Source organism: Streptomyces sp. sk2.1 (assembly GCF_008120935.1).
Taxonomy (GTDB): domain Bacteria; phylum Actinomycetota; class Actinomycetes; order Streptomycetales; family Streptomycetaceae; genus Streptomyces.
In genome coordinates this window covers 139,298-152,752 of sequence record NZ_RDBO01000045.1, presented here as the reverse complement: position 1 = coordinate 152,752, position 13,455 = coordinate 139,298, and the positions used below count along the sequence as shown (strand labels likewise).

The window sequence follows — 13,455 nt, the reverse complement described above, 5'->3', positions numbered from 1 at the left end:
CCCGATCGGAACGGCCGTTATCTCCGCCGTCTCCAGGACGCGGTACCTCCGGAGCAGCTCCTGGTCCACCTCGGCGGCCAGCGTGTGGTCGCGCATCCCGTGCGCCGGGCCCTGTCCCGCTCCACCGCCGCGCAGGGCCCGCATTTCCTGGTGGGACATCTCGCTGGTGCCGCCGGGCGGGGGGTTCAATCCGATGGGGAGGAACAAGCAGGGGAACAATCCGACCGCGGAGCAGGTGACCGAGAACGAATACGCGGTGAGGAAGCACGGAAAGTATTTGCAGGCGCCCTCGGAGGGCCGGGCGAACGAAAAGGTGAAGCACTACCTCATTCCTTGGAAAGAGGACAACCTCACCCTCGTGCTGGGAGTCAAGGGGCCCATCAGCCCCCATCCGGACCGGAACGGCCGGCCGCAGGAAGCCTACGGTGGTGGGTTCCCGGCCCCGCCCGGCGGCACCAGCGAGATGTCCCACCAGGAAATGCGGGCCCTGCGCGGCGGTGGAGCGGGACAGGGCCCGGCGCACGGGATGCGCGACCACACGCTGGCCGCCGAGGTGGACCAGGAGCTGCTCCGGAGGTACCGCGTCCTGGAGACGGCGGAGATAACGGCCGTTCCGATCGGGGACGACAACTACCAGGTGTGGGAGGGGAATGTCTCGGCCATACCCGAGGAGGAGCGGCAGGCGATCCCCACCGAGGGCAGGGAGGCGAATTCCTACCGGGAGAACGTGGGGACGTTCGAAGTGAGCCTGATCGACCTCTACCATTCCGGAATTCGCGCGGACACGTCGAACGAATTGGTCCTGAACACGGTGGCCGACCTCGCGAGGGCCGCTTTCCCGGCGATATTGGGAAGCGATGAGCAGCGGGCCACCTACCTGAGTGCCGACAACTATCCCAATCAGGCGATCGCCGAACGCATCAAGTACTGGATCGGTTACTACGGGGCCTATGGCTGGCCCGCCGTGAACACCGGGGCGTGAGGGCCGCCCCGTGCCCGCCGCGCGCCGGGGCCGGGGACTTCGAACGGTGGATCGTGCGAACAGGAGATCGTACGAACTGGAGGGCGTACGGGGCGGTCCGGACCGGGCAGTATTCCGGCGTGCGATCAAGATCAAGGGCGGCGGCCGGTGGCCGGGACCCAGAGGTGAGGGGCCCGGCCCTCAGGGGGCGGGGGCCTGAGGCTGCTCCCCGGTGTTCTCCCCGCGGCTCTCCCGGCTCTCCCGGCGCAGTCGCCGGTCCAGTGCCATGGACAGTTCGGCGTCCATCACCGCTCGTGCCAGCGGCCGGAGTTGGGGCGGTTCGGCCTCGTCGCCGTGTTCCCGCAGGACGCTCACGAAGAGTTCCGCGAGCGCGTCCGCGTGCTCGCGGACCCGGCGCCCCGTCGCGAGCACCGTGGCGAGCGGTACGCCCTCCCGCACCAGCTCGGACGACACGTCCAGCAGGCGGCGGCTGATGTGGACGATCTCGTCGCCGTCGGTGGCGAGGTAGCCGAGGTCGAGGGCGGTGGCGAGGTTCTCGGCGCTGGTCTCGTCCTGGAAGTAGTCCGCCAGTTGTTCGGGGGTGAGGCGGACCGGCGTCTCCTCGGTCGGCTCGCCCAGGCCCAGCACCTCGGCGACGTCCCGGCCGCTCTCGAAGGTGCGGGCCAGATCGGCGATCCCGGTGAGGGTGTGACCGCGTTCCAACAGGCCCGTGATGGTGCGCAACCGGGCCAGGTGGTGGTCGTCGTACCAGGCGATGCGCCCCTCCCTGCGGGGCGGCGAGATCAGCCCGCGCTCCCGGTAGAAGCGCACGGTCCGCACGGGGATGCCGGCTTCCTTGGCCAGCTCCTCCATGCGGTATTCGCGGTGCTCGCGTCCTTCAGCCACAGCCGAACCCTATGTTGTACCGCCGGTAACTTTCCCGCTCCGTACCCCTACCCATCGGTACGGAGCTGTTCTACTCTCCCAACAATGCCAGTGATTGCTGGCAGAGTCGTGTGACGTACCGCGGGAGGCGGCAGCATGGCCCAGCACGAGCACGTACGGGTGGCGGTGATCGGATCCGGATTCGGGGGCCTCGGGGCCGCGGTCCGGCTGCGCCGCGAAGGCATGACCGACTTCGTCGTCCTGGAGCGGGCGGACTCCGTCGGCGGCACCTGGCGCGACAACAGCTATCCCGGCTGCGCCTGCGACGTACCGTCCCACCTCTACTCGTTCTCGTTCGCGCCCAACCCCGAGTGGCCGCGCACCTTCTCCGGGCAGAAGCACATCCGCGCCTACCTGGAACACGTCGCGGACACCTTCGGGCTGCGCCCGCACATCAGGTTCGGCCATGAAGTAACGATCATGCGCTGGGACCGCGACGCGCTGCACTGGGTCATCGAGACCGCGAACGGGGTCACGATCACCGCCGATTTCGTCGTCTCCGCGAGCGGCCCGCTCTCCGACCCGAAGATGCCGGACATCCCCGGTCTCGCCGACTTCCCCGGCAAGGTCTTCCACTCGGCCCGCTGGGACCACGACGCCGAACTGGCGGGCAAACGCGTCGCGATGGTCGGCACGGGCGCCTCCGCCATCCAGATCGTGCCCGCGATCCAGCCCGAGGTCGGCAGGCTGACGCTCTTCCAGCGCACCCCGCCCTGGGTCATGCCGCGCATGGACCGGAAGATCAGCGGCGCCGAGCGCTGGCTGCACCGCGCGGTCCCCGCCACCGGCACCGCCCGCCGCGGACTGCTCTGGGGCATACGGGAGTTGCAGGTCAGCGCCTTCACCAAGCACCCCGGCGAGCTGGGCCTGGTCGAGAAGATAGCCAAGGCCAACATGGCGCGGTCCATCAAGGACCCGGAGCTGCGCGCCAAGCTGACCCCCTCGTACCGCATCGGCTGCAAGCGCATCCTGCTCTCCAACGCGTACTACCCGGCGCTCGCGCAGCCCAACGTGGACGTGGTCGCCTCCGGCCTGGCCGAGGTGCGGGGCTCCACCGTCGTCGCCTCGGACGGTACGGAGGCCGAGGTCGACGCGATCGTCTTCGGCACCGGCTTCCACGTCACCGACATGCCGATCGCCGAGCGGGTGGTGGGCGCGGACGGCGTCACGCTCGCCGAGTCCTGGAAGGACGGCGTGCAGTCGCTGCGCGGGGCGACCGTCTCGGGCTTCCCCAACTGGATGACGATCATCGGCCCCAACACCGGTCTCGGGAACTCCTCGATGATCCTGATGATCGAGTCCCAGCTGAACTACATGGCCGACTACCTGCGCCAGCTGAACGTGCTGGGCGGACGCGTCGCCCTCGACGCGCGGCCCTCGGCGCTCGGCGTGTGGAACCGCCGGGTCCAGGAACGGATGAAGCGCACCGTGTGGAACACCGGCGGCTGCAACAGCTGGTACCTGGACGCCAACGGGCGCAACACCACGGTCTGGCCGGGCACCACCGCCGAGTTCCGCAAGCTGACGCGGTCGGTGGACCTCTCGGAGTACGAGGTCGTACGGGCGCCGAAGCAGCCGGCCGCGCCGACCGTCGGGCAGCAGCGCGGCGCGCAGGAGCCGGCCGCCGGGAAGCCCGCCGGGAAGGCCGTCGCCGAGGAGGTCGCGGGATGAGCCGGCTGCTGCGGCGCGACGGCGCGCCGCCGGTGCCCGCGCGCGAACTCACCGTCCGCTCCGCCGACGGCGCCCGCATCCACGTCGAGGTGCACGGCCCGGACGGGGCCCCCGCCGTGGTCCTCGCGCACGGCTGGACGTGCAGCACCCGCTTCTGGGACGCGCAGACCAGGGCCCTCGCGGCGGACCACCGGGTCGTCGTCTACGACCAGCGGGGCCACGGCGGTTCGCCGGCGGTCGACCGCGGCGGATACGGCACCGACGCCCTCGCCGACGACCTCGAAGCGGTACTGGCCGCCACCCTCGCACCGGGGGAGAAGGCCGTGCTCGCCGGGCACTCCATGGGCGGCATGACGATCATGGCCGCCGCGCACCGCGCCGGGCTGCGCGAGCACGCCGCCGCCGTACTGCTGTGCAGTACCGGGAGTTCGCGGCTGGCCGCCGAGTCGGTCGTGGTGCCGATGCGGGCCGGAGCGGTACGGACCCGGCTGCACCGCGCGATCCTCGTGGCGTCGGCCCCGCTGGGACCGGTCACTCCGATTACCCGGCGGGTGCTCAAGTACGCCACGATGGGAGCGGGGTCGGCCCCGGAGCGCGTGGAGACCTGCGCCCGGATCGTGCACGCGTGCCCGAGGAAGGCCAGGGCCGCCTGGGGGCACGTCCTCGCGGACCTCGATCTCGACGCGGGCGTACGGGAGTTGCGGGTGCCCACGGCGGTGATCGCGGGCACCGCGGACCGGCTGACGCCGCTCGGGCACGCGCGGGCGATCGCGGCGGCACTGCCCGAGGGCCTGGGGCTCACCGAGCTGACGGGGATGGGGCACATGACGCCGGTGGAGGCGCCGGAGGCGGTCACGGAGCGGATCCGGGAACTCGTCGCCGTGTACCTCCCGGCGGGCGGGGCGACGGGAACGGACACCGCGCACCCGGGCGCGGGCGCGGGCACGGGCGCGGACACGGACGGCACGGCCGAGAAGGAGGAGGTCGCATGAGCGGCAGGCGGAGTCTCGAAGGACAGGTCGTCGTCGTCACGGGCGCGGCGCGCGGCGTGGGCGAGCTGCTGGCCCGCAAGCTCTCGGCGCGCGGCGCGAAGCTCGCGCTGGTGGGCCTGGAGCCGGACGAGCTGAAGAAGGTCTCCGAGCGGCTGCACGCGGAGAGCGACCACTGGTTCGCGGACGTCACCGACCACGAGGCGATGGCACGCGTCGCCCAGGAGGTGAAGGAGCGGTTCGGGAAGGTCGACGTCGTCGTCGCCAACGCCGGGGTCGCGGCGGGCGGTCCGTTCGTCGACTCGGACCCCGACGCGTGGCGGCGGGTCATCGAGGTCAACCTGATCGGCGGCGCGGTGACGGGGCGGGCGTTCCTGCCGGTGCTGATGGAGAGCCGCGGGTACTTCCTCCAGATCGCCTCGCTCGCCGCGATGACCCCGGCCCCGATGATGACCGCGTACTGCGCGTCCAAGTCGGGCGTGGAGGCGTTCGCCCACAGCCTGCGGGCCGAGGTCGGCTACCGCGGGGTGAAGGTCGGGGTCGGCTACCTCTCCTGGACCGACACGGACATGGTGCGGGGCGCCGACCAGGACGACGTGATGCGGGAGTTGCGGCAGCGGCTGCCCTGGCCGGCGAACCGCACCTACCCGCTGGGCCCCGCGGTCGACCGGATCGTGGCCGGCGTCGAGCGCCGCTCCCCGCACGTGTACGCGCAGTGGTGGCTGCGCGGGATGCAGTCCGTGCGGGGCTACCTGCCCTCGGTGATAGGCGTCGTCGGCCAGCGGGAGGTCCGGAAGTTCGGGTCGCGGCTGGACGGCGTGGGCAAGGGGCTGGTGGGCGCCGGGGGCGCGGCGGACCAGGACGCGAGGGCGGCGCGCACGCAGAGTGACTGATCGACATGCGGTGGGTGCGGGGGGCTGCGACGCTGGACGAGGTCCTCACGGACCGCCCCCACAAACTCACGAGGAGTGAACGGCATGGGCATCGCAGACCAGTTCAAGGACAAGGCGCAGCAGCTCGCCGACGAGGCGAAGCGGAAGATGGACGAGGGCCGGGAGGAGGGCCGCGAGCGGACGCAGGACGCGTCCGGGCGGGCCTCGGAGGCGTCGCGGCAGGGCCGTGACACGGCCCGGGACACCGCGGACGACATCCGCGAGCGCCGCGACCGCTGACGCCGCTCCTGACTGTCGGCGTGTTCGGCGACCGCTGACGTCGTGATGTCGTTCGGCGACTTCGCGCATGGTCCGTGTCCGTCGCTCCGTCGAGTCGAAGGGTGCGTCCGGGAGACCGGGTGCACCCTTTCGGCATGCGTACGGCGGGGCCGGGAACGCCCCGGGTCCTTGGTTCCCCGGGTCCTTGGTTCCCCGGGTCCTTGGTTCCCGGGGTCCCCTGGTCTCCGATTCCCGGGGTCCTTGGTTTCCCTGGTCCCGGGGTCCTTGGTTCCCCCGGTCCCCGATTCCCCGGGTCAGCCGGTGAAGCACTCGGGGCGGCTGCCCGGTACCTCCAGGCAGATCCGGGTGCCCGCCCCGCTGTCGCCCGCCGCCATCGGGGTGGCCAGGTACTGCCCGGTGTCACGGCCTCCCGTGGCCGTGACCTGCTGGGTGCGCCCGGTCGACAGGGACAGCTCGACCCGGTCGCCCGGCCGCAGCCCCGTGGTGCGCACCCACAGGGTGCGGCACAGCGCGGCGTGGCGGAGCTCCAGGCGCCGCCCGCCGGACGCGGTGTGGGTGGCGAGGGTGGTGATCATCCCGGCCCCGCCGCAGCCCATGGCCACGGGGTTCTTGCCCTCGCAGCCGTCGGCCCTGCACCCGGGGTTGCGCACGGGCGGCTCCGTGACGGCTCGGGGCCGCCCGTCGCCCGGCTCCGTGCCGGGGCGGGCGGTCCCGGCCCCGAGGAACGCGGTGCCGGCCAGCCCGGCCGCCACCACCCCGGCGACGGCCGCGGCCACCGCCCACCGCCGCACGCCCGCACGGGCGGCGGGGGCGGACGGGGCGGCGGCGAGGCGTTCCGGTTCGGCCTCCGCCGGTTCGTCCGGGGCCTTCGGCGCGGACACGGGCCGCGCCCGGCCGCTCCATTCGGCGTCCGCCAGTTCCCAGAGGGCCAGCAGCCGACCGGGCGGCGTCCCGGTGAGCGCGCACAGCGCCTCGACGGCCTGGCGGGGTGCGGGCTTCTTCCCGTTGAGGTACCGCTCCCAGGACGATTTGCTGTACGGGGTACGGGCCGCCAGCGCGGCCAGGCTCAGCCCGGACCGCTCCTTGACGCCCCGCAGCTCCTCCGCCAGTTGACCGCCCACGGTGGAAGCAGTCATCTGCGCAGCTCCCTCCAGGTGTCCGGGCCGATGATGCCGTCGACGACCAGGTGGCGGGCCTGCTGGAACTTCTTCGCGGCCCCCTTGGTCCGTTCGTCGTACAGCCCGTCGAAGACGCCGGGGTCGAAGCCCTTCTCACGCAGCAGGCACTGGGCCTCCACCACGTCGAAACCGGTGCTGTTGATGTCGAGCAGCATCTCGCGGGTGTCGCTGTGACCCGCCCGCAGCCTGCCATCCTTCCGCTGCACCGCGCACTCGTAGGTCTGGCCGCGCAGATACCCCGTTCCGGCCGCCACGGGTCCGGTCTTCTTCTTCGCCGGGGCGTCGTCGTCCCAGGCCCGCGCCGTCAGCAGTCCGGCCCCGAAGGACACCGCGACGGCCAGGACCACCGCGGCGACCAGCCACCCCAACGGCACGGTGCGGCCCGGCCGCCGGGAATCCGACGGCCGGGACTCCGCCCGCCGGGAATCCGACTGTCGCTGTTCCGGTATCGGCGTCGGTGTCGGCCCCGGCTCGGGCTCGGGCGCAGTGGCCGAGGCCGTCTCCCGTTCCTGTCCGGGCTCCGGTTCCGGCTCCGGATCCGCTTCCCGGGCGGGTTCGAGAGGCCGCGCGGACTCCGGCGACGCCGACGAGGAGTCGTCCGTACGCCCGGTCGCGGTCGTCCTGGGACGGGACCGCTCGGCGACGTCGTACAGCACGAGCAGGCGCGTCGGCTCCGTGCCGCAGACCCGGGCCAGTTCCTCGACGGCCTTGCGCGGTACGGGCTTCTTCCCGTTCAGGTACCGCTCCCATGAGGAACGGCTGTAACTGGTCCGGCCCGCCAGCGAGGCCAGGCTCAGATCGCTGTGGTCCTTCAGCCTGCGCAGTTGGACGAGCAGTTGGCGTTCGCTGCTGGAGATCTCTGCGGGCAGCTCTTTCCATCGCGGCATGCGGCTTCCCCCCGATGCTTTCCGGCCGATGCCATAAATAGTGAGGCATCGGGGCCACACAGGAGAAGTCGTGGCGTGTCGGCCACGGACCATCGTCCCACGAACGCACCTTGGCAAGGTGCGTCCCAGCAGGTCAGAGCATGAAACGTCCCACGCCGACCCAGATCGTCCAGCAGGTCTGGCCATGCGGAAGTTGGCGCATCAGAGTCGTTGCCGAGCCCGGGACCGGGCTGCTGCCGGAGGCCGGTGCGAAGAAGGACGGGGGTCTACTTCGTACCGGCCGGTCGGCCGCGCGGCCGGGGCGGGGAGCCTGCCGGGCCCCGGGTTATCTTGCTCGGGCACAGGACCGTTTCCGGCCCGACAGGGCGTCCCGGCAGGGAGTCGAGCACATGGGCGCACAGGACGCACGCGACATCCGGGACGACCGGGGTGCACGGGGCACGCGGGACGGCCGGGACGTACAGGACACACGGGATGACCGAGGCGTACAGGACGTGTGCGATGGCCGGGACTTACAGGACGCACGTGATGGCCGGGACGTGCAGGACACGTGCGACGGGTGGGACGCGCGGGAGACGGCCGGGCGGCTGCGGGCGATCGGTGACGAGCTGTCGGACCGCTTCTACGAGCGGGCCGACGTGGTGCGGACGCTGCTGGTGGCGCTGCTGGCCGGACAGCACTCGCTGGTGCTCGGCCCGCCCGGAACGGCGAAGTCCGAGCTGGCCCGGGAACTGACGGGCCGGATCGAGGGGGCGTCCTACTGGGAGATCCTCCTGTCGAAGTTCACCGCGCCGACGAGGATGTTCGGTCCCGTGGACGTCGCCGCGCTGACCCGGGGCGAGTACCGCCAGATCTACGAAGGTCGCGCCACGACCGCGCACATCGCGTTCATCGACGAGATCTTCAAGTGCTCCACGGCGGCGCTGAACGAGACGCTGGGCTACCTCAACGAGCGGATCTACCACCCCGAGAGCGGCGGCGAGCCGATCCGCTGCCCCCTGATCGGGGCGATCACGGCGAGCAACGAACTGCCCGGCGGGGAGGATTCGGCCGCGATCTACGACCGGCTGCTGGTGCGGATCGAGGTCGGGTACCTGACGGACCCGTCGAACTTCGCCGCGCTGATCCGTTCCGCCGTCCGCAGCCCGGAGGCACCGGCCCGGACCACCGTCGAACTGGCCGCGCTGCAGCACGCCGTGACCGTGTCCGTCCCGGCCGTGGACGTCCCCGACCCGATCGTGGACGCGGTGTGCACGCTGCGGGCCGCCCTGCGCCGCAAGGAACTCGTCGCCTCCGACCGCCGCTGGCGGCAGGCGGTGGGCCTGCTCCAGGCGTCCGCGTACCTGGACGGCCGCCCGGCGGTCTCCGCGTCCGACCTGTCGGTGCTGACCCACGTGCTGTGGGATTCCCCCGCCCAGCGCCCGACCGTCGAGCGGGAGGTGCTGCACCTGGTCAACCCCGACGCCAAGGAGGCGCTCGACCTGTCCGACGTCATCGACGAGCTGGAGACCCAGCTCGACGCCATGGCCGGGCAGTCCCGCGAGGCGCTGAGCGACTGGGTCATCAAGAACGCCCACAACAAGCTCGCCAGGTCGGGGAAACGGCTGGAGGAGCTGCGCGGGGAAGCGGCGGCGGCCGGCCGCTCCACCACCGCCATCGACCGGGTCATCGGCCGCCGGCGCGCCCTTCGCACCCGCGTCCTCACCGAGGCCCTCGGCATGGACGCGAGCACGGTGCAGGACGAAATCTGAAGCAGGTTCAGGACGAGCTCTGAAGCAGGTTCAGGACGAACTCTGAGGCATCGGGGGCGAGGACAGTGGACGGCATGCCGGGCAGACTCGATGAGCTGAGGCTCCGCGCCGGGAAGTGGTCGGCCCCGTCAGCCGCGTCGGTCCCGTCAGCCACGTCGGCCGAGTCCGTCGAGCGGCACACCACGGCCGTGATCGCGGACCGGTTCGAGCGGATCGTCTGGCGCGACACCTGCGACCGGTCGGCCGGACTGCGCGAGCTGGTCCGGGAGCTGAGCGGGTACCACGCGTACGCCGCCGAGCTTCTGTCCGATGTGTTCCTGGCCGCCCACCAGCCCGTCCCGAGGCTGCGCGACCGGGCGGAGATGGACCCCTCCCGGCTGACCGACCACCGGATCGTCGCCGCGCTGATGGAGTCCCCGGACTTCGCCGGGCTGCGCCGGGAGACGACCGGTGACGCCTACGCCGCGGCCATGGCCGTGCTCGCCCAGGCCACCGAACTGCGCCGGCTGCTGGAATGCTCCTCGGACGCCCGGCGACGGGCCGAGCGGGCGGGAAGGACCCGGCAGGACGCCGAGGACGCGGTGGACGCCGTGGGCGAGGCGCTGCGGTGGGCCGCCGACGAGGCGGGTGGGGACGGCACCGTGCCCGCCCCGGCCGCCGACGCAGTCCGCCGGGCGGTCGGGGCCGCCGAGATCGCCGGGGCCGCCGCCCGGCAGGCCGCCCGGGACGCCGAGCAGGCCCTCGCGGCGGCGGCCCCCGCCGTCCGGACCGCCGCACGGAAGGCCGTGGCACGGGCCGCCGGGACCGTACGGGAGGAGGCGGCGCTGATGCGGGCGTGGGGGGTCGCTCCCGGCGAGCTGGAGCGCATGCCGTTCGACCGGCGTGCCCGGCTCGCCGAGCGGCTGCGCACCGGTCGGCTCGCCCGATGGGCCGAACTGATCGGCCGCTTCCGGCAGATGGCCGACGGAGAACGCGCCCGCAAGGTGGAGAACACCGCCGGGGAACTGGTCGGCGTCACCCTCGGCGACGACCTCACCCGCGTCGTCCCCTCCGAACTGGCCAACCTCGGCCTGCCCGAGCTGCGTGCGGTGTTCGCCGCCCGCTACGCCGCCGGGGAGCTGATGATCCACGACAGCCGGGGCGAACAGAGCACCGGCAAGGGCGCCGTCGTCGCGTGCGTGGACACCTCGCACTCCATGTACGGGACGGGGCCCGGCGGAGTCCCCCGCGAGGCGTGGGCCAAGGCGTGCGCCCTGGCCCTGCTGGACCAGGCCCGCCACGCCCGGCGCGATTTCGTCGGCATTCTGTTCTCCGCAGCCGACAGGCTCCAGGTCTTCCGCTTCCCGGCCGACGGGCCCGCCGACATCGACCGCGTCGTCGACTTCGCGGAGTCCTTCCTCGGCGGCGGCACCAGTTACCAGACGCCCCTGAGCGCGGCGGCCGACCTGCTGGCCGAGGAGTTCGACGACACCGCCCGCGCCCGCGGCGACATCGTGCTGCTCACCGACGACGAGTGCGACGTCACCGAGGAGTGGACGCGCGGCTGGAACGAGGCCAGGAACCGGCTGGGCTTCCGCGTCTTCGGCATCGCCGTCGACGCCCCGCCCGCCGCCGAGGAGGGATCGGTCCTGGACGCCCTGTGCGACAACCTCCGCTCCGTCGAGGACCTCACCGACGTCCGCGCCGCCGCCGACCTCTTCCGCGTGATCTGACGGGCCGGGCGCGACGGCCCGGGTGGCACGGGCGGCCCGGGTGCGGAGCGGGCGGGGAGCGGGTGCGGAGCGGTTCCTCACACGGGCGGAATTCCGTGTTTGCGGGACGGCTGGTCGGCCTGCTTGGCGTGAAGCGCCGCGAGCGAGCGGATGAGAACGATGCGGGTTTCCACGGGGTCGATGACGTCGTCCACGATTCCGATCTGGGCGCCGTAGTAGGGGTGCATCAGCTCGTCCCTGTACTCCCTGAGCAGACGGCTGCGCATGGCCCCGGGGTCGTCCGCCGCAGCGATCCGGCTCCGGAAGACGACCTCGACCGCCCCCTCTGCGCCCATCACCGCGATCTCGTTGGTGGGCCAGGCGAAGGACAGGTCGGCCCCGACGGAACGGGAGTCCATGAGCAGGTAGGCACTCCCGTACGCCTTGCGCAGGACGAGCTGGACGCGCGGCACGGTCGCGTTGCAGTAGGCGTACAGCAGCTTGGCACCGTGTCTGATCAGACCGCCGTGCTCCTGGTCCAGGCCGGGCAGGAATCCCGGAGCGTCGAGCAAAGTGATCAGCGGGATGTTGAAGGCGTCGCAGAGCTGGACGAAATGTGCCCCTTTCTCGCTCGCCTGGATGTCCAGTACCCCCGCGAGGTACTGGGGCTGGTTGGCGACGACACCGACGACCCGGCCGTCCAGGCGCGCGAGCGTGCACACCAGGTTCGGGGCCCATGACTGGTGGACTTGCAGGTGGTCGCCGTCGTCGACGATTTCCTCGATCACCCCGCACACGTCGTACGGACGATTGCCGTCGGCCGGCACCAGGTTCGGGAGGGCCTCGCAGCGCCTGTCCCTGCTGTCGGTGGGCGGTATCCGTGGTGGTGCCTCCCCGTTGTTGGACGGGAGCAGGGAGAGGAGGCGGCGGACCTGTCGTATGCACGTCCGCTCGTCGTCGTAAGCGAAGGCGGCCACCCCGGACACCGAGGCGTGGACGTCGGCTCCCCCCAGCCCGTCCCATGTGACGGACTCTCCGGTGACGGCCCGCACGACGTCCGGGCCGCTGATGAACATCTGTGAACTGTTCCGGACCATGAACACGAAATCGGTCAGCGCCGGGGAGTAGGCGGCACCCCCTGCGCAGGGGCCGAGTACCACGCTGATCTGCGGGATCACGCCCGAGGCCCGGGCGTTGCGCCGGAAGATCTCCCCGTAACCGACCAGTGCGGGAAGGCCCTCCTGGATACGGGCCCCGGCTCCGTCGTGCAGGCTCACCAGAGGGGCTTTCGCCGCGATCGCCATATCCATGACCCTGAGGATCTTGGCTGCCTGGGCCCGGCCGAGGGACCCGCCGAAGATCCGGAAATCGTGGGCGTACACGTAGACGGTGCGTCCGTCCACCGTTCCCCACCCCGTGACCACGCCGTCGGTGCAGGGCTTCTTCTTCTCCAGGCCGAATCCTTGGGCCTGGTGCTGGAGCAAGGGTTCCATCTCGGTGAAGGAGCCTTCGTCCAGCAGGAGTTCGAGCCGTTCGCGTACGGTCAGCTTTCCCCTGGCGTGCTGTGCCGCGGTTGCCCGTGCGCCGGGGCCGCGCCGGGCCCGCTCCTTGATCTCGTGCAGTTCGGCGATCCGGCCGTGCATTTCGGTCGTGCCCGCTTGCTTCGGCTGCTTCGGTTCTTTCGGTTCCTTCGCCTGCTTCGGCTCCTCGGCCGGTGCGGCGTCGGGCTCGGGACCGGGTTCGGGCTCGGGTTCAGGACCGGGGCCGGGTTCGGGGCCGGGTTCGGGGACTGCCTCCGCGTCTTCGGTAGCCGCCTCCGCACGTTCCGCTTCCGCGCGTTCCGGGTCCGCGGTTTCGGCGTCCGTTCCCTGGGCGCGCCTGTTCCGGGTGCGCAGGATCTGGAGCGTCTTCCAGCGGGAACGCCATTCCTGAAGCCGTGGGTCGTCCCTGCGGACGGGCCGGTTGCTCAGGTCGTCGAAGGCGAGCAGGGTCCACACCAGGGCGACGAGGAAGTCCAGCCCCGGCAGCCGTTTGCCGCTCAGCACCTCGCTGACCGCGGAGGCGGACAGCGGACGGCCCTTCGGCGCCCGGGCCTGGATCTGCCGGTAGGAGGGATTGCCGCACTCGATCCTCAGGACGGTCAGATCGGCCGCGAAGGCGGCGAGTCCGTCCTCGAACTCCCTGCGGGGACGGCCGTCTTCATCGGACCC

Annotated in this window: 11 protein-coding genes; 7 read left to right on the top strand and 4 right to left on the bottom strand. The window is 72.0% G+C overall.

Annotated elements, in window-relative coordinates; all coding sequences use genetic code 11:
• The first annotated feature begins 235 nt into the window (after positions 1-235).
• Positions 236-982 carry a hypothetical protein gene (locus EAO76_RS15800; RefSeq protein ID WP_148836579.1) on the top strand — a complete coding sequence of 249 codons (747 nt, stop codon included), beginning with the start codon at positions 236-238 and terminating at the stop codon, positions 980-982.
• Between the two features lie 180 nt (positions 983-1,162).
• Here EAO76_RS15800 and EAO76_RS15795 read toward each other — a convergent pair whose 3' ends face one another.
• Positions 1,163-1,834: a MerR family transcriptional regulator gene (locus EAO76_RS15795; protein WP_148836677.1), complete on the bottom strand. Its 672-nt coding sequence runs from the start codon at positions 1,832-1,834 to the stop codon at positions 1,163-1,165.
• Between the two features lie 168 nt (positions 1,835-2,002).
• Here EAO76_RS15795 and EAO76_RS15790 point away from each other — a divergent pair, with 168 nt between their 5' ends.
• The 4 genes from EAO76_RS15790 (at position 2,003) to EAO76_RS15775 (ending at position 5,738) form a co-directional block, all read left to right on the top strand.
• Positions 2,003-3,577: an NAD(P)/FAD-dependent oxidoreductase gene (locus tag EAO76_RS15790; protein ID WP_148836578.1), complete on the top strand. Its 1,575-nt coding sequence runs from the start codon at positions 2,003-2,005 to the stop codon at positions 3,575-3,577.
• Complete coding sequence (locus EAO76_RS15785) at positions 3,574-4,569, top strand: alpha/beta fold hydrolase (protein ID WP_148836577.1); 996 nt, start codon at positions 3,574-3,576, stop codon at positions 4,567-4,569. The genes EAO76_RS15790 and EAO76_RS15785 overlap by 4 nt, the downstream gene beginning before the upstream one ends.
• On the top strand, positions 4,566-5,459 hold the full coding sequence (locus tag EAO76_RS15780) for an SDR family oxidoreductase (RefSeq protein ID WP_148836576.1): 894 nt from the start codon (positions 4,566-4,568) through the stop codon (positions 5,457-5,459). The genes EAO76_RS15785 and EAO76_RS15780 overlap by 4 nt, the downstream gene beginning before the upstream one ends.
• An 84-nt stretch (positions 5,460-5,543) precedes the next feature.
• Positions 5,544-5,738 (top strand): hypothetical protein, encoded by a 195-nt coding sequence (locus EAO76_RS15775; protein WP_148836575.1) that lies wholly within the window; start codon positions 5,544-5,546, stop codon positions 5,736-5,738.
• Positions 5,739-6,031: 293 nt separating this feature from the next.
• Here the strand turns inward: EAO76_RS15775 and EAO76_RS15770 are convergent, their stop codons facing one another.
• Positions 6,032-6,874, bottom strand: coding sequence for an XRE family transcriptional regulator (locus EAO76_RS15770; protein ID WP_148836574.1), 843 nt, complete (start codon positions 6,872-6,874; stop codon positions 6,032-6,034).
• Positions 6,871-7,803: a helix-turn-helix domain-containing protein gene (locus EAO76_RS15765; protein ID WP_148836573.1), complete on the bottom strand. Its 933-nt coding sequence runs from the start codon at positions 7,801-7,803 to the stop codon at positions 6,871-6,873. The genes EAO76_RS15770 and EAO76_RS15765 overlap by 4 nt, the downstream gene beginning before the upstream one ends.
• A 539-nt stretch (positions 7,804-8,342) precedes the next feature.
• Between EAO76_RS15765 and EAO76_RS15760 the strand changes: the two genes are divergently transcribed.
• Positions 8,343-9,554, top strand: a complete 1,212-nt coding sequence (locus tag EAO76_RS15760; RefSeq protein ID WP_262375500.1) for an AAA family ATPase — start codon at positions 8,343-8,345, stop codon at positions 9,552-9,554.
• A 74-nt stretch (positions 9,555-9,628) separates the two neighbouring features.
• Positions 9,629-11,266, top strand: a complete 1,638-nt coding sequence (locus EAO76_RS15755) for a VWA domain-containing protein (protein WP_148836571.1) — start codon at positions 9,629-9,631, stop codon at positions 11,264-11,266.
• Between the two features lie 77 nt (positions 11,267-11,343).
• On the opposite strand, the gene EAO76_RS15750 is transcribed toward EAO76_RS15755, so the two are convergent.
• The gene (locus EAO76_RS15750; RefSeq protein WP_148836570.1) at positions 11,344-12,888 is read right to left on the bottom strand and encodes an acyl-CoA carboxylase subunit beta; all 1,545 of its coding nucleotides are present in this window, start codon (positions 12,886-12,888) and stop codon (positions 11,344-11,346) included.
• Positions 12,889-13,455 lie beyond the last annotated feature (567 nt).